Origin of the sequence: Cohaesibacter intestini (assembly GCF_003324485.1) — a bacterium.
Taxonomy (GTDB): domain Bacteria; phylum Pseudomonadota; class Alphaproteobacteria; order Rhizobiales; family Cohaesibacteraceae; genus Cohaesibacter; species Cohaesibacter intestini.
The window spans coordinates 155491-179761 of the sequence record NZ_QODK01000002.1 but is presented as its reverse complement, the minus strand read 5'-3'; the positions used below and the strand labels follow the sequence as shown (position 1 = coordinate 179761).

Sequence of the window (24271 nt, the reverse complement as noted above, 5' to 3'; positions counted from 1 at the left end):
ATGCCTGTAACGATTACGATGCCGGCCCTTTCCCCGACCATGGAAAGCGGCAATCTGGCCAAATGGCTGGTGAAAGAAGGCGATGAGGTTTCTGCCGGTGATGTGATTGCCGAAATTGAAACCGACAAGGCGACCATGGAAGTGGAAGCCGTTGATGAAGGCGTGATTGGCAAGATTCTGGTCGAAGCCGGTTCTGCTGATGTCGCCGTGAATGCACCGATTGCGATTCTGCTTGAGGAAGGCGAAGACGCTTCTGCCATCGATGAGGCGCCTGCCGCCGCTCCGGCCCCGGCGGCAGCCCCTGCTGAAGAGGCTTCGAAAGCTGAGGCAGCGCCTGCGGCTCCTGCTGCTGACGTCTCTGCTGGTCCTGTGGCAACTTCGGCTGATGGCAACCGGATTTTCTCCTCGCCATTGGCCCGTCGTCTGGCCAAGATCAATGATCTGGATCTGGCGAAGATTGAAGGCACCGGTCCACGCGGTCGTATCGTCAAGCGCGACATTGATGCGGCTCTTGAAGCTGGCACTGCGGGTGCGTCTGCTTCGGCTCCAGCGGCCGACAAAGCAGCGTCCGCCGATGCTGCTCCAGCTCCTGCCAAGTCTGCACCAAGTGGCCCAAGCGATGATGCCATCAAGGCGCTTTATGAAGAGGGGACTTACGAGGAAGTGCCGCATAGTGGCATGCGCAAGGTTGTGGCAAGTCGCCTGACCGAAGCCAAGCAGACCGTGCCGCATTTCTATCTCGAAATGGATGTGGAGCTCGACGCTCTGCTCGCCCTGCGTGGTCAGATCAATGGCGAAGCGCCGCTTGATGCGGATGGCAAGCCAATGTTCAAGCTGTCGGTCAATGACTTCATCATCAAGGCGATGGCAATGGCGCTGCAGAAGGTGCCAATGGCCAATGCCACCTGGACCGAAGGCTCACGTCTGTTGCACAAGCATTCCGATGTTGGTGTTGCTGTTGCTGTTGAAGATGGTCTCTTCACACCGGTCATTCGCAAGGCTGAACAGAAGGCCTTGTCTGCCATTTCCAATGAAATGAAAGATATGGCTGGCCGTGCCCGTAACAAGAAGCTTCTGCCAGAAGAATATCAGGGTGGCACCACTGCTGTGTCCAACCTTGGCATGTTCGGCGTCAAGAACTTCTCTGCGGTGATCAACCCGCCGCATGGCACGATCATTGCCATTGGTGCTGGTGAAAAACGTCCGGTGATCAAGGATGGCGCGGTGGCTGTTGCCAACGTCATGTCCGTGACCCTGTCGTGCGATCACCGGGTCGTTGACGGTGCTCTTGGTGCCCAGCTTCTCGCGGCCTTCAAGGCCTATATCGAGAAGCCAATGAGCATGCTGGTCTGATACCGGCATCCCTGAAAGACACACATTGTCCGGGCCGCAGCCTCTGCGACCCGGTTCTCCCGGCGCAAAGGTAGGTTAGCGGCGTCCGCTCGCCAATTGTCGGGATTGCGGAAGGCGTCTCAGTCTGAGCATCGAGATAATTCCGAAGATCGGGCCCGCCACCAGCGGTGTGAAGGCCCAATGCCAACCAACCAGGGCGATCCAATGGGGCATGAGTTGAACAGAGACAAGCGCAAGGGAAAAGCCGATTGCTGTCTGCATGGTCAGCATCGTGCCGCGATTTTCCGGCTTGGACAATTCGCCCACGGCGGTGGAGAATTGCGCACTGTCCGGCGAGACCGTTGCGCCCCAGAGAATGGCAACCAGAACCACCAGGAAGACCGGGCCGCCAAAGAGTGGGCCGATGATCAGGCTGCAGGTGCCGCTGGCCGCGAGCACCACACTGGTCATCAGGGTGCGGCCGACCTTGTCAGCGATGCGTCCGCCCCAAATGGAACCCGGCGCGCCTGCAGCCAGCGTGAAGAAGGCAACAAGCGAGGCCCATTTGCCGGGATTGTCGATGCCGCTCACCTCGAAGCTGGCACCCAGATAGAGCACAATCCAGGTCCACATGGCATAGACCTCCCACATATGGCCGAAATAACCAAAGTTGGCGAGGCGGATGGGTTTGTTGGTCAGGGCCTCAAAGGCAAGGCCGAGTTTGAATTTCGGGCTTTTGGCAAAGTTGGGGCCGATGGCGACCAGCATCACCGACAAGCCGCCAACGGCGGATATGATGCTGGTGGCAGACAGCACCGCGCGCCAGTCGACATCGCCCCAATAGGCGATGATGTGTGGGGAGGCCGAGCCGATCATCAGCGAGCCGACCAGCATGCCGACCAGCATGCCTGCGTCGCCTTTGGCCCAGCTCATGGCGATTTTCATGCCCACCGGATAAACCCCCGCAATCACTGCGCCGGTCAGCAGGCGCAAGAAGATCGACAAGGGCGTGCCCGGTTCCACATGCATGAAGGCGAAGTTGGCGAGCGCGCCAGCCACCGCGCAAATGGCATAGAGCAAGCGTGGATCAGTGCGATCCGCAAGCCCGAGGGCAGCGCTGATCAGGCAACCAAGGACAAAGCCCGCCTGTACGGACGAGGACAAGAGCGCGACATCGCCGCCGCTCAGAGCAAATTCCTTGGCAAGGCTTGGGGCCACGGCGGACGCCGAAAACCACAGGGACAATACGGCAACCTGACTAAGACACAACAAGGCCAGAGAACGGGATTTGATGGACAGCAATGTCATGGTTCGTCCTGTCTTGATGGGGCGTGAAGCGGCAGGCTAACAGCTGCGTGAGCGGCTGTAATTTGGCCATCCGTTTAACAATGTAGGATATGGCGCGGGCAGGGTGGCCTGTTGGCGTGACGAAAGATGGAATGACAGCATGCTTTGGCGGTTGTGCGGGCATGCGCAAGAGATGCAAGAGGGGCGGATCGGATCCGCTGCGAAGACTTACAGTAGAGGAACCTCAGGAATGGCACAAAATGAATTTGACGTGATCATCGTCGGCTCTGGCCCGGGGGGCTATGTGACCGCGATCCGCGCTTCCCAGCTTGGTTTGAAAACCGCGATCGTCGAGAAGAATGATCTTGGTGGCATCTGCCTGAACTGGGGCTGTATCCCGACCAAGGCGTTGCTGCGGTCGGCCGAGATCTATCACTATATGCAGCATGCCAAGGATTATGGCCTGTCGGCAGACGGCATCAGCTTCGATTTGCAGAAAGTGGTCGAACGGTCCCGTGGAGTGTCTAAACAGCTGAATAATGGCGTTGGCTTCCTGATGAAGAAGAACAAGGTCACCGTTATCAAGGGCGCTGCCGTGCTGGAAGGCAAGGGTGCAATCAAGGTGACCGGAGATGATGCTGGCACTTACAAGGCGCCGCATATTATTCTGGCCACTGGCGCTCGTCCGCGCGTTCTGCCGGGTCTTGAGCCGGACAAGAAGCTGATCTGGACCTATTTTGATGCCCTGAAGCCGGACATCATGCCAAAGAGCCTGCTGGTTGTCGGCTCGGGTGCCATTGGCATTGAGTTTGCCAGCTTCTATCGCACGATGGGTGCCGAGGTGACTGTGGTGGAAATGCTGCCGAAGATCCTGCCTGTGGAAGATGACGAGATTTCCGGCATGGCCCGCAAGGCTCTGGAAAAGCAGGGCATCAAGATCTTGACGGAAGCCAAGGTGGCCAGCGTCACCAAGGGCGGCGATAATGTGGTTGCCAAGGTTGAGAAAAAAGGTGGCAAGACTGAAACCATCAAGGCAGATCGTTTGATCTCCGCTGTTGGTGTGGTGGGCAATGTCGAAAATCTTGGCCTTGAGAAGCTTGGGGTGAAAACCGACCGTGGTTGCATCGTGATTGATGGCTATGGGCGGACCAATGTCGAAGGCATCTATGCGATTGGCGATGTCGCCGGTCCTCCGATGCTGGCGCACAAGGCCGAGCATGAGGGCGTGGTCTGTATCGAGGCAATCGCTGGCAAAAAACCGCATCCGATGGATAAGAGCAAGATTCCAGGCTGTACCTATTGCCATCCGCAGGTCTCCTCCGTTGGCCTCACCGAACAGGCCTGCAAGGAAAAAGGCCTTGATGTCCGCGTTGGTCGCTTCCCGTTCATCGCCAACGGCAAGGCCATTGCCCTCGGGGAGCCGGAAGGCATGGTCAAGACCATCTTCGACAAAAAGACCGGCCAGCTTCTGGGGGCGCACATGATTGGCGCGGAAGTGACCGAGCTCATTCAGGGATTCTGTGTCGCCATGGGTCTGGAAACCACGGAAGAAGAATTGATGCACACCATCTTCCCGCATCCGACCCTTTCGGAAATGATGCCGGAATCGGTGCGTGATGCTTATGGCATGATGATCCAGTCCTAAGCCGACATTGTCTCTCTGGAGAGATGATGGCTTCGTCTGCCGTGTCGGACATCGGGGTCGGGAAGCCGACCTCGAGGGCGTGCTTTTCCTTGAAGATGGCCAATAAGATGCTATTTATGGGAAGGGGCGCAATTGGTTCGGGCTCTGATCGAGGTCAGTCAGGGGATTGACTGGCTAAAGATATCATCCGGTGGGCAGGGCCCAAGGATGCAAAGCGTGAGAGAGGCGAAGATATGGGGTTTATCGGTTGGATCATTGTCGGCATCGTAGCCGGTTTTATTGCTGAGAAAGTCACGAAGTCCAATCACGGGCTTGTGACCAATTTGATTGTTGGTCTTGTTGGGGCATTTGTGGGTGGTTTCATTGCCAGCCGCTTTCACATTTCATTCGTGCAGAATGCCTTGCTGGATACGACCATCATTGCGACGCTGGGGGCGATCCTGGTGTTGTTCATCTATCAAAAAGTTCGAAGCTAACCGGCTTGACCGTGTGAAGGCGGTCAGATACAGCAGGTCAGTTTCTTGAAAAGCGGGATGGCGAGGAAGAGTGAATGGTCACCATCATTGATACGGTTTCCGAAAATGCAGGCGCACCGGCTCCAGCGGCTCCGCGTCCACGCCATCCTGAAAAGGCCCATCGGCCTGACAATCCGATCCAACGCAAGCCAAGCTGGATCCGTGTGAAAGCGCCGGGATCTCCCACCTATAAAGAGACCCGCGCGATCGTCAAAGAAAACAATCTCGTCACGGTCTGTGAAGAGGCTGGCTGCCCGAATATGGGGGAATGCTGGTCGCATAAACATGCGAGTTTCATGATCATGGGTGAGATCTGCACCCGTGCCTGCGCTTTCTGCAATGTGTCCACCGGCATGCCCGGTGCGCTGGACCCCAAAGAGCCGGAAAATACCGGTCGGGCCGTGGCGCAGATGGCGCTGAAGCATGTGGTGATCACCTCCGTTGACCGGGATGATCTCGACGATGGCGGCGCTCAGCATTTTGCCGATGTCATTCACGCCATTCGCGAAGCATCGCCCGAGACCACCATCGAGGTTCTGACGCCTGACTTCCTGCGCAAGGAAGGGGCCCTTGAAACAGTGGTTGCGGCCAAGCCGGACGTGTTCAATCACAATCTGGAAACCGTGCCGTCCAATTATCTCAAGGTCCGTCCCGGTGCCCGCTATTTCCATTCAATCCGTCTGTTGCAGCAGGTGAAGGAAATCGATCCGACCATGTTCACCAAGTCCGGTATCATGGTGGGCCTTGGGGAAGAGCGCAACGAAGTGCTTCAGTTGATGGATGATCTCCGAGTTGCTGACGTCGACTTCCTGACCATCGGTCAGTATCTTCAGCCAACCAAGAAACATCATCCGGTGATGTCCTTTGTCACGCCGGAAGAGTTCAAAGGCTATGAGACCATCGCCTATACCAAGGGCTTCATGCTGGTGTCGGCCAATCCACTGACCCGTTCGTCGCATCATGCAGGCGAGGATTTTGCCAAACTGAAAGCCGCTCGGCTTGCCAAACTCGGACGCTGAGTGAGGACAATACCCACTCATGCCGAAGTTTGAGACCCGCCAGACGGTTCAGCATTCCGCCCAGCAGATGTTTGATCTGGTTGCAGATATTCGCCGCTATCCGGAATTTGTTCCCTTGTGCAAGAGCCTGCATGTCCGCGGTGAGAAGGCGACTGCGGATGGTGCCATCATGGTCGCCGACATGACAGTGGCCTACAAGATGGTGCAGGAAAGCTTCACCTCGAAGGTGACAGTCAAGCCCCAGACCCATCAGATTCTGGTGGAGTATCTCGACGGGCCCTTCAAGCATCTGGAAAATCGCTGGACCTTTGAGCCGGTTGAGGGGCGGGATGATCAGTCGGTGATCGTTTTTTATATCGATTACGAGTTCCGCAGCCGCATGCTGGCAGGCTTGATGGGGGCCATGTTTGACAAGGCCTTTCATAAATTCTCAACGGCCTTTGAGAAGCGGGCCGATCTGATTTACGGCTAATGCCTTCTTTTTGTCTTTCCATATGAAGTTCGTCATGACGGTCAACCTTTGTATGTTGGTTGCCAAACGGTCATGCGTTGCACAAAAGACACGGATTACAAGAAAGTAATTCGTTAACCATGTTGCTTCATGGTTTCTGCCCGGCTTCAGCCACATTATGCTGACAAATTGGGATCACGGGACACAGGCGCGACGCCGGAGGTTGCTTCCAGAAACAGTCTTGCAGACGGACTAAGGAAGCGCCCCCGACACTGCCAAAACAGACCTCAGACAGATCTGAGCAGGCAGGTCAGAGACAGACCATCGCCGTTTACCACGTCAGACACTTTCGTCGTTTCGTCAAACTATCGACATGATTGGAAGACAAGTCAGGCGCAAACGCGATTGGGATGTCCGTTGTATGTGACACCCATGAGACAGGGAGCCGCACCACGCGGACGAAAGCAATGAAGCAGGTCCGATATGAGGCCAGCTCAACAGAATGGTGAAGCGTTCGGTGATTAACATGAACGGGATGCACGGTAAATGGCTGAGCAGGGCATGTGCCTTGGCCATGACTGCGCTTGTCGCAGGCATTGTGTCAACGCCGGGTTCTGCCTTTGATCCTCGCACGATGCTGCAAGGTGGCGCGAAACCGGATGATGCTTTCCGGTTCGGTGCTCAGGCCTATCAGTTCGGCGATAAGACCACGGCTGTCGATGCGCTGACCTATGCGGCGCATAATGGGCATATGGTTTCTCAGTGGAAGCTGGGGCGGATGTATGCAGAAGGGGATGGCGTGTCGAAAGATCAGGCACGGGCATTCGATCTGTTCAATGGCATTGTGGCCCAGCATGGCGACGCGCGACCCGGTTCGATCGAGGCGCGCTATGTGTCCAACGCTTTTGTCAAACTCAGTGAGTTTCTCAAAGTCGGTATCAAGAGCAAGGTGCGGCCTGATCGCGAGAAGGCACACGAAATCCTGCAATATGCCGCGTCCTATTTCCGTGACCCTGATGCTCAGTATCACCTGGCCTTGTCCTATCTGGATCAAGGCAATGGCAAGACCAATCCACGTCAGGCTGCCCGCTGGTTGAACAAGGCTGCGCGCAAGGGACATATCAAGGCTCAATTGCAGCTGGGTGATCTGTTGCTTGAAGGGGAAAAAGTGCCTCGCCAACCGGTCAATGGCCTGAAATGGCTGACCATTGCGCGGCTGCTTGATTCCGGCAATCCTGTGGTGCTGGACCGTCAGGAAGCCGCCTTTGCTTTGGCTGATGACACAACGCGCAAGAAAGCCGTGGTCATGGCCGAAGAATGGGTTTATGGCGGCAAACGCTAAACCCGGCAGAGATTAGTCTACAAAAAAAGCGGATCCGAAACGGTCCGCTTTTTTGTTGGTCTTATATGGGCGCGCTCTATTGCGGTGTACAATCGAGCGTCAGCATCACCGGGACATGGTCGGATGGTTTTTCCCAATCGCGGGTGTCTTTCTGAATGATGCAGCCCTTGAGATGATTGGCTGCTTCTGGCGACATCAAATGATGGTCAATGCGGATGCCGTGATTGCGTGGCCATGCACCGGCCTGATAATCCCAGAAGGAATAAAGATGCGGGGTTGCATTGCAGGCGCGGAAGGCTTCAGTCAGACCAAGGGCCTTCAACTCACGGAACAATTCCAGCGTCTCGGTGCGATAGAGCGCATCGCCCCACCATGCCTCATGGTCGTGGACATCGTCGGCCGTCGGGATGACATTATAGTCACCGGACAGGATGAAGGCTTCTTCCAGCTCGAGCCGGTTCCGGCTCCAATCGATCAGACGGCGCATCCAGTTGAGCTTGTATGGATATTTGTCGGTATCGACCGGATTGCCGTTTGGCAGATACAGGCTGACGACCCGCAAGGGGCCCTTGTCGGTTGCCAAAACGCCTTCGATAAAGCGCGCCTGCTCGTCGCTGTCATCACCGGGCAGGCGGCGATTGACTTCCTCAAATGGCGTGCGGCTGAGCAGGGCCACGCCGTTGAAACTTTTTTGGCCGTGGGTTTCGAGATTATAGCCCAAAGCCTCGATTTCGGTGCGCGGGAAGGCTTCGTCGACCGACTTGATTTCCTGCAGGCAGGCAATGTCGGGTTTTTCCTCTTCCAGCCAGCGCAGGAGGTTGGGATGACGGGCCTTGATGCCGTTGATGTTCCAGGTTGCGATGCGCATGGAGTTTGCCTTTGCCCGTCCGGGCGATAAATCTTTTACGAGGGGATGATTGCGCGTTTCAGAGCGCGAAACTGGTACCGCAGCCGCAGGAGGCGGTGGCCAGTGGGTTCTTGATCTGGAAAGCCTGTCCCATGATGTCGTCAACGAAGTCGACCTCGGATCCTTCCATATATTGCTGGGTCATTGGATCAATCAGAACCACAGCGCCGTCGCGCTCAATGACAAGATCGTCCCCTTCCTTCTGGGTGACAAGATCATAATTATACTGAAAACCCGAGCAACCACCGCCGGAGACGGAAATACGCAGCATCGAGCCTTCCTGCTCCTTGGAAAGGATGAAGGCGATTCGGCGAATGGCACTATCGGTGACTGTGATGGTTTGTGACATGGAAAAGTGTCCCGTTTTGCTCTTCTGGTTCGTGGTGGTGGAGAAGTGGGCCGACATGGCCCCGATCCTCAATCACTTGCCTAGAAGAGTGATGTGTCTTCTGTGGATGGACCAATTTGGTCAGACATTCACACAGTGTTCGAGTTACCCTGATAGTTAAGGCAGGCTGGGCTTAAGTCAATGGTCTTGGCGCGTGGCTTGCGAATTGTTGAATGCAAAATGGATGATAATATGTCGGCAATGATCGGTTTCGGTGCGCAGCCCAGAGCTGTCTATGCGGTTCAACCGCTGGAAAGCAAGGGGCGTCTGGTCCCGGAAGCAGACAGCCCGACGCGGACGCCGTTTCAGCGGGATCGGGACCGGGTCATTCATTCCTCGGCCTTTCGTCGGCTCAAACACAAGACACAGGTCTTTCTTTATCACGAAGGCGATTTGCACAGGACCCGTCTGACCCATACGATCGAAGTCAGTCAGATTGCCCGTTCCATTGCCCGTGCCTTGTCGGTCGATGAGGATCTGGCCGAAGCCCTGGCTCTGTCTCATGATCTGGGGCACACGCCATTTGGTCATGCGGGGGAGCGGGCGCTGGATGATTTGATGCAGCCATATGGGGGCTTTGATCACAATGCCCAATCCTTGCGGGTGGTCACTGAGCTGGAACGGCATTATGCCGACTATGACGGGCTCAATCTTAGTTGGGAAACCCTTGAAGGGCTGGTGAAGCATAACGGCCCGCTGACGGATCGTGAGGGCAACGGCATTGGCCATTATGCCGATGGTCTGCCATTTGGCATTCGTGTCTATGCGGAGCAGCAGGATCTGATGCTGTGGTCCCATGCCAGCATCGAGGCGCAGGCGGCTGCCGTGGCTGACGACATTGCCTATAACACCCATGACATCGATGATGGCTTGCGGGCCGGGTTGATTTCGCTGGATGACTTGAACGATGTGCCGTTGGCGGGGGAGGCGCTGCGCGAGGTGCGGACCCGCTATCCGGGGCTGGAAGAGCCGCGGGTGGTGCATGAGATTGTTCGCCGCCTGATTACGCGCTTGGTGGAAGATGTCATCAAGACCTCGATGGCCAATCTTGAACGGATTGCGCCCGGTGATGTGGAGGCTGTGCGCCGGGCGGGGGAGACCATTGTCTGTTTTTCTGAGGACATGGCCAAGGCGGAGGCCGGAATCAAGCGGTTTCTGTTTGAACGGGTTTATCGAGATCCGCATGTGATGCAGGTGATGGGCAATGCGGAACAGGTGCTGCGCGATCTGTTCACCTACCACATGACCGGTCCTGAGACCTTGCCGCAGGAATGGCGCTATGGGCTGGATGATTGCGACCAGGAGGTGTTTGCCCGACGGGTGGCGGACTATGTGGCAGGGATGACGGATCGGTTTGCCATTTTGGAGCATCTGCGATTGTTTGACGTCACCCCGGATTTGCGCTAGAGCGTAGCCGAACCCTTGAAAGAACAGGGACAGAGCCGCTTGACGGCTTGATGCGAGCAAGCTGTTCCTCACCGGGCTTGATCTGAACAGGTCAAGTGTCGTGAGACATGCCCTTGTCCCTTGGACGCTTTGAAAGAAACGGACGACGCAGTCGAGCCGTGCGCCGAACAGGTTGGCGCCGGGCTGCGGTCCATCAAGACATCAGACTGGAAATGAAATGAACGTCTTTACGCTGTTTACCGAACGGGTTGTTGCTGCTGTTGGCAAGACGGATCTTGCGGCACGCGATGGGGCGGCGCTTGATCTGTCACGGGTCAATGTGGAACCGCCGCGCGATGCGTCCCACGGTGATCTGGCGACCAATGCTGCCATGGTTCTGGCAAAGCAGGTGGGCATGAAGCCGCGCGACGTGGCGAACAAGATTGTCGATGCTCTGGTGGAAGATGGCGACATTGCCAAAGCAGATGTCGCGGGGCCGGGCTTTATCAATCTGACCCTGTCTGACGATTTCTGGCGCAGCGTGGTGCGTACCATTGTCGAGAGCGGCGCTGACTTTGGCCGCGGCGATCTGGGGCAGGGTGCCAAGATCAATGTCGAATATGTCTCTGCCAACCCGACCGGCCCGATGCATGTGGGGCATACGCGTGGCGCGGTGTTGGGTGACTGTATCGCCAATCTGCTGGACTTTGCCGGTTATGATGTGTGTCGTGAATATTACATCAATGATGCAGGTGCGCAGGTCGATGTGCTCGCTCGCTCTGCCTATTTGCGCTATTGCGAAGCGCTGGGCGAAGAAATCGGCGATATCCCCGAAGGGCTTTATCCCGGCGACTATCTTGTGCCGGTCGGAGAGGCTCTGGCCAAGGCGCATGGCGACAAGCTGAAACAAGCTTCAGAAGAAGAATGGCTGCCGCTGGTGCGGGCCTTCACCGTCGATAAGATGATGGACATGATTCGCGGCGACCTTGAAGCGCTGAATGTCAAACATAACGTCTTCTTCTCCGAACGCAGCCTCATTCACGGCGAGCATGATCGGGTGAAGGAAGCCATCGACTGGTTGACGGGCAAGGGGCAGGTCTATGTCGGCACATTACCACCACCAAAAGGCCAGTTGCCGGATGATTGGGAAGATCGCGAACAGACCCTGTTCCGCTCTACCGACTTTGGCGATGACATCGATCGGCCGCTGAAGAAATCGGACGGCTCAAATACCTATTTTGCCAACGACATTGCCTATCACTTCGACAAGTTCAAACGTGGCTATGCCCAACAGGTTGATATTCTGGGGGCTGACCATGGTGGCTATGTGAAACGCCTCAAGGCAGCCGTTGCGGCGATCACCGAAGGCAAGGGTGGACTGGATGTCAAAATCTGCCAGCTGGTCAACCTGATGCGCGATGGCGAACAGCTGAAAATGTCCAAGCGGTCCGGAAATTTCATCACCTTGCGCGACGTGGTCGAGGAAGTGGGGTGCGATGCGGTGCGCTTCATGATGATGTACCGTAAGTCCGAAGTGACCATCGACTTCGACTTTGCCAAGGTGACCGAGCAGAGCAAGGACAATCCGGTCTTTTATGTGCAATATGCGCATGCCCGGACGGCATCGATCTTCCGTCAGGCAGCAACCGAGATTCCGAATCTGTCAGTTGCTCAGGCTGATCTTGCAAAAGCCGATCTGAGCGCCCTAGAGGACGAAGTTGAACTGGCCCTTATTCGCAAGCTGTCTGAATTTCCACGTATTGCAGCAGGTGCTGCTGAAACACAAGAGCCCCACAGGGTGGCTTTTTACCTGTATGATCTTGCCGGATATTTCCATTCTGTGTGGAACAAAGGCAAGGAAATGCCGCAATTACGCTTTATTAACGCTAAAGATGAAAAGATGACTCAAGCGCGCTTGGCTCTTGTTCAAGCTGTTGCGACCGTCATTGCTACGGGCCTCAGCTTGCTTGGTGTGACGGCACCAGAAGAAATGCGATAATGTCGCCTCGGACCCAGTTCCAGACAAGCTTTGCCAGGCATTACGAGTGAAGAGTATGATTATAAAGGCAAATCGTCATGTCTGATACCAATGACAAGAAGCCCATTCCGCCGATTCCAGGCTGGCCCTCCTCCAACGAGCAGGGGCAGCCTAAACCCGATGCGGGACAGGCGATAGAGGATCCACTCGCTGAGCTGGATCGAATCGTCAATCAGGACTTCGATTTTGCAGCATCCCCGAAAGGGCAGCCTGCGGCAGTTTCCCAAGAAGAATTGCGAGAGCTCGAACAGGAGTTGATCCGCGAGTTGCGTTTGCAGCAAGGGCTTGATGCGGCCTCCCGTCCATCTGAGCCGGTGGCTGAGCGCGAGCCGGATCCAATAACGCGTCCACATCCTCTGGCTCGGCAAGCACCGCAAGCTTCGGCACCGCAAGCTTCGGCGCCGCAAGCGCCACAGCCTGCGTCCGTACCGTCTCAGGATTTCTCTGCAGGTTTGCGCGGGTCCCAGCCAGAAAGCTTCGAGATGCCAAAAACGGCCGAAGAAAAACCGGCTGCTCAGACTGAAGATGCTCCACTTGCGCCGCCGGTTGCGGCGTCGCCACGATATGAGCCAACCCCTGCAGATTCTGATGCGCCAGCGGCTCCTGCTGCAGCCGAGCGGCGTGCACCCAGTCTTGATGACTGGAGCAGCCTGATCCGGGGTGGCTCGACCGAGAGCCCTGCTGAGCGTCCTGCGGCTCCGGCCGTTTCGGCGCGTGATGCGGACGATGTGGCGACCAGTGGCAGCTATGGCCAATTGAGACGTCCGTCCCAGCGGGAGACGGCTCCAAGCTATCAGTCGCGGGAACCTGTACGAGAGGAAAATCCCGCCGATCCAATGAGCGGGTTCCGTCTGGGGCAAGCCGCACCAGATTCCGTATCTCTCGACCGGTCTGCCCGTCAGACACGGCAAGAGGAACAGGCCTCCTGGTCACAGCCTGCGCGGGAAAGTGCGCCTGACTATCCTTCTGCCGCTCCGCAGGAGCCTGAGAGCTATGTGCACCAGCCCGTGCCTGAGGTGCGTGCGCCTGTTGCCAGCGACCCGGCCAGTGATCCGTTTGCTGCGTTCAATCAGGCTCCGGCTCAGCCGTCTTCGCATTATCCCGATCCGATGCTCGACCGTGCACCTGTTGCACCAGCGGTTGATGTGAGTGGTCGCGAGCATGGCTATTCCAGCTATCCCGATCAGCAGCCTCAGGAGGCTGGCTATGAAAGCGGGTATCAGGATCAGGACGCGCATTATCAGCAACAGCCTTATGCCCAGTCCGATGCCTATGCTGCGCAGCAAGGTGGATATGCTGCCCCTAATGATTATCCAATGGCATCCGGCCCACATGGGACGTATGCAGATCCGGGTGTTGCTCAGGCTGCGGCTGAAAGCTCTCCGTATTTGGGGGATGAGGATTATTCTGCCCTCGGTCCTGACATGACCACCGCCCAGCCTCCCAAACAGCAGAAATCACGCAAAGGTTTGATCGCTGCTTTGGCCGCGGTGGGTGTGATTGCCGTTGGTGGTCTGATCGCTTGGGGCTTTGGTCAGAGCGATTCAGACAGCACCGAAACCCCTGTGGTCGAGGCCAATACGGGTCCGGTCAAGGAAGTTCCCGATGATCCGGGTGGCAAAGTGATCCCGAATCAGAATGCTGCCGTTTACGACCGCATCGATGGCACCAAGAGTGACGAAGGACCGAGCACCCTGATGCCGGCAACCGAAAAACCACTGGCACTGACCCGCGATGGTCAGGCTCCACGGGTTATTTCACTGTCAGGTGGTGAAACCAACGTTGCCCAGAACGGGGATACGGATGCATCAACCAATCCGGTGCGGCCCAAAGAGGTGCGGACTGTTGTGGTACGTCCCGATGGCACCATTGTCACGGCAAATTCCGGTGACACGGCCAACCAGACTCAAGCGCCATCCGTTGACCAGCAATTGCTGAACCAGACCCCGTCCGAGCAGGCGATGAACTCGACCTTCAACAACGGGATCGAACAAGGTGGCCTTCTGCAAGGGACCGATGCCAACGCCAACACCAACACAGATGCAAATGTGAATGATGCAGGCAATGCGGCAACTGGACTGCCGCTGCCACGCGCCAAGCCGGATGAACTGGTGGCTTTGCAGCAGGCTGCACAGGCCGCAGCACCGGCTCAGCCGGTGGCTCAGCAACCTGCAAGCAACAGCCCGACGCTTCTGGTGCCGCAAAGCACTCCGGCGCAGCCAGTGCCACCTCGGCCGGTTGCTCAAGCCAACAATGACTCGCTTGGCGGATATACCGTTCAGATCACCTCGCAGCGGACGCCGGATCAGGCACGGGCAAGCTTTGCCAACATTCAGGCTCGCCTGCCAATCCTCAATGGCTATCAGCCGGACATCAAAGAAGCCAATCTGGGTGATCGTGGCACCTTCTATCGGGTGCGGGTTGGCCAGTTTGGAGACCGTGCCGGGGCAACTGCTTTCTGTCAAAGCATCAAGAATGCTGGCGGCGACTGTCTGGTTGCCACTCGATAAGACGGGCTGTCTGAGACTAAGAGAAAACCCGGCCTATGTGCCGGGTTTTTTGGTTATCCTCTTGGTTGTGCCGGGATAAGGGGGTAGTCTTTTGCATGAATGAGACTGCTACAACCATGCTTGCCCGCGTGCCCATACGATTTGCAGCGTAAGGCTGCAGGAACGATCCAATGTCGGTCACAGACGATGAAATCAATGCACCTTCCTCAGACGCCTCTTCAGAGGCGGCGGATTCTGTCGCAGCCAATGATGAGGCAGACAAATGGGCGGACATGGCGGGCATCAATCTGGTGCAGAAGGCAGGTGTCGGCGAAGAGGCACTGATTGTTGATGTCGAGGGCTTTGAAGGCCCCCTTGATTTCCTGTTGGCATTGGCGCGGCAACAGAAGCTGGACCTGACCAAGATTTCGATGCTGGCATTGGCTGAACAATATCTGTTGTTCATTGAACAGGCGCGGCAACTGCGTCTGGAGCTGGCGGCGGATTATCTGGTGATGGCGGCTTGGCTGGCCTATCTCAAATCGCGGCTTCTTATTCCGCAAGTGGATGAGGGCGACGAGCCGAGCGGGGAAGAACTGGCGGCGATGCTTGCCTTTCGTTTGCGTAAACTGGAGGCGATGCGCAAGGCGGCGGGTGCGTTGATGGAGCGGCAGCAATTGGGCAAGGACTTTTTCCTGCGGGGACAGCCAGAAGATATGTCGCTGAACCGCAAAATCCATTTTTCGGCCTCTCTTTATGACTTACTGACCTCGTATGCGGCCTTGCGGCAACGGCAATCGGTCTCGTTGGTCCATGTGCGCAAGCGGCAGGTCTGGTCCTTGCAGGAAGCGCGGGATGTCCTGACCCGATTGGTCGGGCTGCAGCCGGACTGGACGCCGGTTGACGTGATCCTCAAGAGCTATCTGCAAATGACCGACATTAAGGTGACCGCGATGGCCAGCTCTTTTGCGGCCTCACTGGAGCTGGTGCGTGAAGGTAAGCTCGAGCTCAAACAGACGGATGCCTTTGGCACCATTTATATTCGTACTTCAAGGAAGGCACGATGATGCAAGACGATGGCATGCTGCCGGATTTTGGCGATTTTGAACAGGATCCCGACCTGTCAGCGCTGGCGGCTGAAGCGCGGTTGCAGCTCAAGCGCATGCTGGAGGCGTTGCTGTTTGCCAGCGTCGAGCCAATGAGCATCGGTGAGATTGCACTCAGAATGCCGGACAATCTCGATGTGCGATCTTTGCTCAGGCAGGTGCAGCAGGATTATGCGGAGCGTGGGGTCAATCTGATTGAGGTCGAGGGAAAATGGTTGTTCCGTACCGCAAAAGATCTGGGCTTCCTGATGCAGGCCGAATCAATTGAGCCGCGTAAATTGTCCCGCGCGGCGCTCGAAACCCTTGCCATCATTGCCTATCATCAGCCGGTGACGCGGGCGGAGATCGAACAGATCCGGGGTGTGTCGACAGTGCGTGGGACACTGGACGTATTGTTGCAGACCGAATGGATCCGGGTGCGGGGACGGCGGAAATCGCCAGGCCGTCCGGTGACTTTTGGCACCAGCGACCGGTTTCTGGTCCATTTCGATTTGACCACGATTCAGGATTTGCCGGGGCTGGAAGAATTGAAGGGGGCGGGCATGATTGATTCCGCACTCCCGCCTGCATTCTCGATGCCGACGCCCGATGACAATGAGGATCTTGCGGAGGATGAAGATCCACTTGATGCTGATGAGGCCGAGGCATTGGAGGCCGTCGCACTTGAGGATGAGTGACCACGTTGTGGTTGCCCTGCTTTTGGATATAAGTGTTTCAATCAATTTCAATTTGAGTTTTGGGCCCCAGTCGCGCTACATGGTTGGGGAAGACCGAGTGCGGAGTTTTGAATGAGCGCAGAGCGACAGAATGGCGAATGGGGTCACCGGGGCACGGCGAGAACCACTTTTGCCGCCGGGTTGACCTTCCAATCGGTCGCCTGCAGCTTTGACGGGTTAGAGGTGTTGCGTGATATCTCGCTGAGTATCAAGCCCGGTGAGGTTGTGTCCCTGCTCGGTCAGTCCGGCTCGGGCAAAACGACCCTGCTCAGGATCGCTGCCGGGATTGAAAGGCAGACGGCGGGTACGGTGTTGATCAATGACCGCGAAGTATCGTCCGGTCGCATCTTTGTGCCGCCCGAAAAGCGCAGTGTCGGTCTGATGTTTCAGGATTATGCGCTGTTCCCCCATCTTTCGATCCTGCGCAATGTGATGTTTGGCCTCACAGATCTGCCCTCCAAAGCGTCGGAGATCGAGGCTTTGGCTGCCCTCGGCCGCGTGGGGCTTGCGGACTATGCCGACCATTATCCACATATGCTTTCCGGTGGGCAGCAACAGCGGGTCGCCTTGGCGCGAGCGATTGCGCCACGCCCCAGCATCCTGTTGATGGATGAGCCTTTTTCCGGTCTGGACAATCGTTTGCGTGACCGGGTTCGCGACGAAACACTGGCAGTTCTGCGTGAGATTGGCGCAACCTGCATCATCGTTACTCATGACCCGGAAGAAGCCTTGCGGATGAGTGACAGAATTGTGCTGCTGCGGGATGGTCGGATAGTTCAATATGCGAAACCCGAAGAGCTTTACTATCATCCAGCCAATCATTGGGCTGCGCGCTTTTTCTCGGATCTCAATGAAATTGAAGGCGTCTATCGCTCGGGCAAGGCCAGAACGGTGGTCGGTGACTTTGCCTGTGAGGGCTTTGACGAAGAGCAGCCATTGATGGTTTGTGTCCGTCAGCAGGGTGTCAAAATGCATGTGGCGATTGATGGCTCCTATGTGCCGGCCATTGCCGCAAGGGTGCGGCGGCGCATGTTCCTTGGCGAAGTGGATCTGTATGAGATTTCGGTCAAGGGGGTGGATCAGCCGTTTTTCGTGCGCTCGAGTGCCGGGCAGATATTCAGTGTTGGCGAGAATATCGGTGTATCCTTTCGTAAAAAAGATGTGCTGATATTTGCCAAGGAAGACTAAAGGGCTTATCTCTCTAGGAAACAGTGCCAGCAAACCAGGCATAAATATAATCGGGAGCTATGCTTCCTATAACGACAAGATCAATTACAGGGAATTCAAATGGGACAGATTGGTATCTGGCAGATTGTCATCATCGCGGTTGTGGTCGTATTGCTGTTCGGCCGTGGCAAAATCTCCGAATTGATGGGTGATGTGGCCAAAGGCATCAACAGCTTTAAAAAAGGCCTCAAGGACGAAGACACCGCGCAGGACGCGATCGAAAACAAGCCGTCCGAGACAGTGGAATCCGAAAGCGAAGAGAAAAACAAGGTCAGCTAGGACCTGTTGTCGTGCCTGCCGGGTTCATGTGACCATTGGCAGGCATTGCTTTGCTTTGGTGGCGCGTGCAAGGGTGGCGTGAAGGGGTCGCGCCACCGGGATTTGTCCGTCGTCGCCTGTTCTCTTTTCTCTTTAGCGGAGCCGGTGTGCATCCATGTTTGATATCGGTTGGACGGAAATACTCGTCATCGTCATCGTCACCATTTTGGTGGTAGGGCCAAAGGAATTGCCTGGTCTGTTGCGTACCATCGGCAAGACGGTGGGTAGTATGCGCAAGATGGCGGGAGACTTTCAGGGCCAGTTCAATGAAGCCCTGCGGGAAGCGGAGCTTGAGGATGTCAAGAATACCATCAGTGACGCACGCAAGTTGAACCCGACCAATGCCATCAAGGATGCTGTGACCAAGGAAATTGGCTCGCTTGACGATGTGACCGATGAACTCAAGAAAGATCTCAATGAAGCGAGTTGGGATTTTGACGAAGCAATGGCTGATGTGGCCGCCAGAAAAGAAGCTGCCAACACGGCCGCTGCGGATCTGGTGGACGAGGGGGATGCCAAACCGGCCGCCGACCCGGCCCCTGTTGCGGCACCGGCTGAAGATTCCAAAGACAAGACAGACGCTTCTGCTGACAAATCCAGCGCAAAGGCCGATTAAATGACTGAGAGTGACAAGGAACTGATCGAGGAGAGCAAAGCTCCGTTGATCGAGCATTTGATCGAGTTGCGCAGCCGGTTGATGAAAGCGGTCATTGCGGTAGCGATTGCCTTTATTGTCTGCTTCTTCTTTGCAGCTGATATTTTCAATATCCTGATCATCCCTTACGAGACGGCAGTGGGCGAGTCGCGTCAGGTCGAACTGATCTTCACCGCGCCGCAAGAATATTTCTTCACCCAGTTGAAACTGGCTCTGTTTGGTGCGCTGTTCATCGCCTTTCCGATCATCGCCAGTCAGATCTACATGTTCATGGCACCGGGGCTCTACAAACATGAGCGGCAGGCCTTTGCACCGTTTCTGATCGCCACGCCGATCCTGTTTGCCATAGGGGCATCGTTGGTGTTCTTCGTGGTGATGCCGTTGGCGATGCAATTCTTCCTGTCGATGGAGCAGACCGGGGCAGGGGTGGCGCAAATCACCCACTTGCCAAAGGTGAGTGAATATCTGGGGCTGATTATGACCCTGATCTTTGCCTTCGGTCTGGTGTTTCAGCTGCCGGTGGTTCTGACCCTTCTGGCGCGCGCCGGACTGGTGGATGCGGAAGGCCTCAAGGCCAAGCGCAAATATGCGGTCGTGGCGACCTTCGTGATGGCTGCGGTTCTCACGCCGCCAGACCCGGTCAGCCAGTTGGGTTTGGCCGTGCCGACGTTGCTGCTCTATGAGTTGTCAATCTGGTCGGTGAAACTGGTTGAGAAGAAACGCCTTGAGAAGGAACTTGAAGGCGAGGAATTCTCGGAATAAATCTCCACGAAATTGGGCGGCTTGGCCGCCCTTTTTCGTTGCGGAAGTAACACAGTTTGTGGGTTACTTGGCTGAATGGCAGTCGGCTCCTGCATGGGGGTTGCGTCTTCTGGTGCCTTTACCTATTTTTCGCGCGACCATTAGCATCTTGCCGACTCGTGTCCTTCCTGATTTGCTTATCGGGCAGGGCCTCGTGGCCAAGCTGTCTTCGAGCGCGGGTGTCGATCCGGTCGGTCTCCCGAAAGATTTTGTGACAGTGCAACAAACGGAACTATTGTCATGTTTGATATCAAATGGATACGCGAAAATGCGGAAAGCTTCGATCAAGGCCAGATTGCGCGCGGCGCCGAAGCCTCCTCGTCCCGTTTGATCGCACTGGATGATGCGCGCGTCGCTTATGTTCAGACCTTGCAGGACGCCCAGCAGCGACGCAATGCTGCTTCGAAGGAAATTGGCAAGGCCAAGGGCTCGGGCGATGAGGAAAAGGCACAGGCCCTGATGGCCGAGGTGAGCGACCTGAAAGGCATCATTCAGGACGGTGAAGCCAAGACCCGTGCCTTGCAGGACGAGCTGAATGAAGCGCTGAGCACCCTGCCGAACCTTGCGTTGGATGATGTGCCTCCCGGAGCGGATGAAGCGGACAATGTTCTGCATCACAGCTGGGGTGATATTCCCCAGATGGACTTCGAGCCAAAGGAACATTACGAACTTGGCGAAGCATTGGGCGGGATGGATTTTGAAGCCGCTGCCAAGATTTCCGGTTCGCGCTTTGTTGTTCTGAAGGGCAAGCTGGCGCGGCTGGAACGGGCGATTGGCCAGTTTATGATCGATCTCCATGTCAATGAACATGGCTATGATGAAGTGTCTGTGCCGACACTGGTGCGTTCGGATGCGATGTATGGCACCGGACAATTGCCGAAATTCTCCGAAGATGCCTTTCATACCGACGATGACCGCTGGCTCATTCCAACGTCTGAAGTGCCGCTGACCAATCTGGTGCGTGACAATATCGTTGACGGGGATCAGTTGCCCATGCGCTTTACGGCCTTGTCCCAGTGTTTTCGGTCCGAGGCCGGGTCGGCTGGGCGCGATACGCGCGGCATGTTGCGTCAGCACCAGTTTAACAAGGTCGAGATGGTTTCCATTACCGACGAGGACAGCTCGGTCGCCGAACAGGAGCGGATGCTCTCCTGTGCCGAGGCCGTGTTGCAGAAGCTGGGCATTGCCTATCGTGTCATGACCCTTTGCTGTGGCGACATGGGCTTTGGGGCGCGCCGGACGTTTGACATCGAAGCGTGGCTGCCGGGGCAGAATGCCTATCGCGAAATTTCGTCCGTTTCCACCTGTGGCGATTTTCAGGCCCGCCGGATGAATGCCCGTTATCGGGTGCCCGGTGAGAAGCATGTGAAATTTGTGCATACGCTGAACGGATCCGGTGTTGCGGTTGGCCGTTGTATGATCGCTGTCATGGAAAATTATCAGACTGCCGATGGGTCGATCGTGATCCCTGAGGTTCTGCGTCCCTATATGGGTGGTCTTGAGGTGATCAGCGCATGAACTCGGTGCGTATGATCCATTGATCCGTTTGGCGGGTTTTCCGTATCGCGCACATGGACGTGCGCGATCGTAATTTTGAAGAAAAGAGGGAAAGATGCGTATTCTGCTGACCAACGACGATGGTATCAATGCTCCAGGTCTGGAAGTTCTGGAGAAAATTGCGCGTTCCCTCTCCGATGATGTCTGGATTGTCGCTCCGGAAAGTGAGCAGTCCGGGATGTCCCATTCCCTGACCTTGCATGACCCGCTGCGTCTGCGTGAGCTGGGCGAAAAGCGCTTTGCCGTGCATGGCACACCGACTGATTGCGTGATTATGGGTGTCGGGCATGTGTTGCCCGAAAAACCCGACCTTGTTCTGTCCGGCGTCAATCGCGGACAGAATATGGCCGAAGATGTGACCTATTCGGGCACGGTGGCTGGTGCCATGGAAGGGGCGCTGCTCGGCATCCGCTCCTTCGCGCTCAGCCAATCCTATGGCTGGCAATCAAAGGACGGGGTCGACTGGACCTGTTCCGCAGAAAAAGGCGCGGAGGTGGTGAAAGGCCTGCTTGATCACGATCTTCCTTTCCAGACCCTGCTCAATATCAACTTCCCCGATTGCCATCCCGATGAGGTGAAAGATGTTGTTTTCACCAAGCAAGGGCGGCGGGATCAGGCACAATTGAGCGTGGAGCCGCGGGTGGATACGCGCGGGCAGAGCTATTTCTGGCTTGGATTTGAAGGCCGCCGGTTTGATCCAAAGCCGGGAACCGATTTGCATGCTATTTACAACCAGCAGATATCGGTGACGCCACTCAATCTGGATATGACGGATCACGTCACGCTCGGAAAGCTAAGCTAGAGGCTAGGTGTTTACCCGTTTCGGACGGCGCGTTGTCTGTGTTGTTTCTCCTGTCAGTGAATTGGAATCTCTGCTGAATCCGTAATGCTGGATGGTTCAGCCAATCGACAGTTTTAGATGCATTTTTAAGGGTTTGGAAAGGTTACTGCGGTTTAATTGTAGCCAAACCTGGGGTGTAGTGCGTTTGAAACCGGTGTTGGCATGAACTATTCTGTATTGCGTAAATGTCTCTCAACAACGTCCATCGTTGCCATTGCAGCGACGCTGGCGGCTTGTAGTGGAGATTTGGAACGACAATGGGGCGATCCCAGCAAAAGGGGATATACGCCCAATCAGCAAAGCATTTTCACCAACTCAACCAAGCAGGTGCCTGTTCAGAGCGCTGCCGTTCAGTCGATGCCTGCTGCGGTCGCTCCTGCACGCCCTGTCACCCAACCGGCCCCTGTCTATAGCCCGCCTCAAACGGTTTATGTAACGCCGCCAGCACAGCAACAGTTCGTCACCAATTCGATTCCAAGCGCAACGCCGCAGCCAGTTTATTCCCAGCCGATGCCGCCGATCGTGCAGGCGCCAACCCAGTCCGTTCCGGTCACAGTGGCGAGCAATCGGGTGCCCGTTACCGCTCCTGTCTCTGTGCCGGTGAATGTGCGCTCAGCGGATTATACTGCAACCAGTTCCATCAATTCTACCCCTCTTAGTGGGCCTCCGGTTGTTGTCTCGCGCTTTGACAGTATGCCAAAAGCAGCGCCACGTGCGAAACAGACGCAACTGGCGACCTATCGGCCTCAGACTTTGGCACCACGAGCTACGGTGAATGTGCCTGTTGCAGCGCAGCCAATGCCGCCAAAGCCGGTTGAGCAGACACGTCGCTTCTCGATATCAAAATTCTTCTCCCTGCCAAAGTCATCGCCCAAGCCAAAGGCGGTCGACTATACATCGACTGCTTCGATCCAGCCGCCCGCTGCGATCCAGTCACAAAATGCACGCGTGCCTGTAACCAACCAGCAGATCTTGAACCAGCAGAGGGTTTCTGCTCCCCGCACCAGTGGTCAATGGACCAGCGCTGGCGGGTCGATGATCACTGCTTTGCCGGGTGACGATATTCAGGGGCTGTCGCGTCGCTATGGTGTGCCTGCAAAGGCAATTGCCGATGTCAATGGATTGGTAGATCAGAGCTTTATTGCACCGGGTCAGCAATTGATCATTCCTGTCTACCAGCAGGCGCAGATTCAGCCGGCTGCATCCGTGCAGCCTCAGACCCGTTGGCAGTCGCCCTCTGTTCAGACGTCCAGTCTGCCGACCATGCCGATTGCGCTTCGGGTGCCCAAGGCCAATCCTTTGCGGCTGCAGTCCAACACCCCTTATGCCGTGAATGTGTCGCGTCATCAGCAGCAGGCCAACGCGCAGAACCGTCACATGGTCATGCCCGGCGATACGCTGAGTGGTATTGCCAGCCGATATGGTGTGTCGACAAAGACTCTGGCTCAGGTCAACGGTTTGTCGCCTACATCGCGTATCCGCATGGGGCAGCGTCTCAGGATTCCGCAAAAGAATGTTGATTACACATCAACTGCGTCGATCAATCGTCAGTCGACCGTAATGACTGCTGTTTCTCAGCAAAAGGTGAAAACACCGCTGCGGCTTGCCAAGCTGCCGAAAACCAAACCACGGTTTGTCAGCAAAGCTTCAACGCCAAAGTCCAAGGTGACCCGACGCAAAGTTGCCGCGCTGAGCCAGCCTGTCGGACTGCCCGATGATGTTCAGTCCGATGCGCGCCCTGTTTCGCAGCCATCCAAGCCCTCTGACGCGCGTGTCGCATCAAACGATCCACAGTTCCGTTGGCCAGTTCGGGGGCGGATCATCTCCAATTATGGCCGAAAGCGTGATGGCGGTCGCAATGACGGTATCAATCTCGCAGTGCCTGCCGGTACATCGGTTCGGGTCGCAGAGAGTGGAACGGTCATCTATGCGGGTGACAAGCTGAAGGGCTATGGCAATCTGGTTCTTGTACAGCATGCAAACGGCTATGTGACGGCCTATGCGCATAACGAGAAGATTATGGTGTCCAAGGGGCAACAGGTGCGTCGCGGTCAGATTATTTCTCAAGCCGGTCGCTCGGGGGATGTGGATAGCCCGCAATTGCATTTCGAACTGCGTATCAAGGGTGATCCGGTTGATCCGGTTCCCTATCTGGTCAGCAGCTAATGAGGCTAGGTTTTTACTTCAAAGGGACGCAATTGCGTCCCTTTTTGAGTTCGGGGAATGCTTTCCTATGACCAACGCCATCGGG

At 56.2% G+C, this 24271-nt stretch carries 21 protein-coding genes; 18 read left to right on the top strand and 3 right to left on the bottom strand.

What is annotated here, in order from left to right:
- On the top strand, positions 1-1353 hold the full coding sequence (locus DSD30_RS06340; protein ID WP_114008791.1) for a pyruvate dehydrogenase complex dihydrolipoamide acetyltransferase: 1353 nt from the start codon (positions 1-3) through the stop codon (positions 1351-1353).
- Positions 1354-1428: 75 nt separating this feature from the next.
- Here the strand turns inward: DSD30_RS06340 and DSD30_RS06335 are convergent, their stop codons facing one another.
- The gene (locus DSD30_RS06335; RefSeq protein WP_114008789.1) at positions 1429-2640 is read right to left on the bottom strand and encodes an MFS transporter; all 1212 of its coding nucleotides are present in this window, start codon (positions 2638-2640) and stop codon (positions 1429-1431) included.
- Positions 2641-2869: 229 nt separating this feature from the next.
- Here DSD30_RS06335 and lpdA point away from each other — a divergent pair, with 229 nt between their 5' ends.
- From lpdA to DSD30_RS06310, 5 genes are all read left to right on the top strand, one after another.
- The gene (gene lpdA / locus DSD30_RS06330; RefSeq protein ID WP_114008788.1) at positions 2870-4264 is read left to right on the top strand and encodes a dihydrolipoyl dehydrogenase; all 1395 of its coding nucleotides are present in this window, start codon (positions 2870-2872) and stop codon (positions 4262-4264) included.
- Positions 4265-4497: 233 nt separating this feature from the next.
- A complete protein-coding gene (locus DSD30_RS06325; protein WP_114008787.1) occupies positions 4498-4740 on the top strand; it encodes a GlsB/YeaQ/YmgE family stress response membrane protein in 243 nt (80 codons plus the stop codon).
- 74 nt (positions 4741-4814) lie between these two features.
- Positions 4815-5798, top strand: a complete 984-nt coding sequence (gene lipA / locus DSD30_RS06320) for a lipoyl synthase (RefSeq protein ID WP_114008785.1) — start codon at positions 4815-4817, stop codon at positions 5796-5798.
- A 19-nt stretch (positions 5799-5817) separates the two neighbouring features.
- The gene (locus DSD30_RS06315) at positions 5818-6270 is read left to right on the top strand and encodes a type II toxin-antitoxin system RatA family toxin (RefSeq protein ID WP_114008784.1); all 453 of its coding nucleotides are present in this window, start codon (positions 5818-5820) and stop codon (positions 6268-6270) included.
- Positions 6271-6823: 553 nt separating this feature from the next.
- Positions 6824-7591 carry a tetratricopeptide repeat protein gene (locus DSD30_RS06310; RefSeq protein ID WP_171021952.1) on the top strand — a complete coding sequence of 256 codons (768 nt, stop codon included), beginning with the start codon at positions 6824-6826 and terminating at the stop codon, positions 7589-7591.
- Between the two features lie 76 nt (positions 7592-7667).
- Here DSD30_RS06310 and xth read toward each other — a convergent pair whose 3' ends face one another.
- On the bottom strand, positions 7668-8459 hold the full coding sequence (gene xth, locus DSD30_RS06305) for an exodeoxyribonuclease III (protein ID WP_114008781.1): 792 nt from the start codon (positions 8457-8459) through the stop codon (positions 7668-7670).
- A 58-nt stretch (positions 8460-8517) separates the two neighbouring features.
- Entirely contained in the window at positions 8518-8847 is a 330-nt protein-coding gene (gene erpA / locus DSD30_RS06300) for an iron-sulfur cluster insertion protein ErpA (protein WP_114009635.1), read from the bottom strand.
- A gap of 231 nt (positions 8848-9078) precedes the next feature.
- On the opposite strand from erpA, the gene DSD30_RS06295 reads away from it, so the two are divergent.
- From DSD30_RS06295 to DSD30_RS06240, 12 genes are all read left to right on the top strand, one after another.
- Complete coding sequence (locus tag DSD30_RS06295; protein ID WP_114009634.1) at positions 9079-10293, top strand: deoxyguanosinetriphosphate triphosphohydrolase; 1215 nt, start codon at positions 9079-9081, stop codon at positions 10291-10293.
- Between the two features lie 217 nt (positions 10294-10510).
- Complete coding sequence (argS, locus tag DSD30_RS06290) at positions 10511-12271, top strand: arginine--tRNA ligase (protein WP_114008780.1); 1761 nt, start codon at positions 10511-10513, stop codon at positions 12269-12271.
- Positions 12272-12348: 77 nt separating this feature from the next.
- The gene (locus DSD30_RS06285; RefSeq protein WP_114008779.1) at positions 12349-14820 is read left to right on the top strand and encodes an SPOR domain-containing protein; all 2472 of its coding nucleotides are present in this window, start codon (positions 12349-12351) and stop codon (positions 14818-14820) included.
- Positions 14821-14990: 170 nt separating this feature from the next.
- Positions 14991-15866, top strand: coding sequence for a segregation and condensation protein A (locus DSD30_RS06280; protein WP_425359450.1), 876 nt, complete (start codon positions 14991-14993; stop codon positions 15864-15866).
- Positions 15863-16582: an SMC-Scp complex subunit ScpB gene (gene scpB / locus DSD30_RS06275; RefSeq protein ID WP_245418389.1), complete on the top strand. Its 720-nt coding sequence runs from the start codon at positions 15863-15865 to the stop codon at positions 16580-16582. The genes DSD30_RS06280 and scpB overlap by 4 nt, the downstream gene beginning before the upstream one ends.
- Positions 16583-16693: 111 nt before the next feature.
- Positions 16694-17809, top strand: coding sequence for an ABC transporter ATP-binding protein (locus DSD30_RS06270; RefSeq protein WP_114008778.1), 1116 nt, complete (start codon positions 16694-16696; stop codon positions 17807-17809).
- A gap of 99 nt (positions 17810-17908) precedes the next feature.
- Positions 17909-18127, top strand: coding sequence for a twin-arginine translocase TatA/TatE family subunit (locus DSD30_RS06265; protein ID WP_114008777.1), 219 nt, complete (start codon positions 17909-17911; stop codon positions 18125-18127).
- A gap of 154 nt (positions 18128-18281) precedes the next feature.
- Positions 18282-18782: a Sec-independent protein translocase protein TatB gene (gene tatB / locus DSD30_RS06260; RefSeq protein WP_114008776.1), complete on the top strand. Its 501-nt coding sequence runs from the start codon at positions 18282-18284 to the stop codon at positions 18780-18782.
- Complete coding sequence (gene tatC, locus DSD30_RS06255; RefSeq protein ID WP_114008775.1) at positions 18783-19583, top strand: twin-arginine translocase subunit TatC; 801 nt, start codon at positions 18783-18785, stop codon at positions 19581-19583.
- Positions 19584-19862: 279 nt separating this feature from the next.
- Positions 19863-21140, top strand: a complete 1278-nt coding sequence (serS, locus tag DSD30_RS06250; protein ID WP_114008774.1) for a serine--tRNA ligase — start codon at positions 19863-19865, stop codon at positions 21138-21140.
- A 94-nt stretch (positions 21141-21234) separates the two neighbouring features.
- Positions 21235-21981, top strand: coding sequence for a 5'/3'-nucleotidase SurE (gene surE / locus DSD30_RS06245; RefSeq protein WP_114008773.1), 747 nt, complete (start codon positions 21235-21237; stop codon positions 21979-21981).
- Between the two features lie 201 nt (positions 21982-22182).
- Positions 22183-24186 (top strand): LysM peptidoglycan-binding domain-containing M23 family metallopeptidase, encoded by a 2004-nt coding sequence (locus tag DSD30_RS06240; protein ID WP_114008772.1) that lies wholly within the window; start codon positions 22183-22185, stop codon positions 24184-24186.
- Positions 24187-24271: the final 85 nt, after the last annotated feature.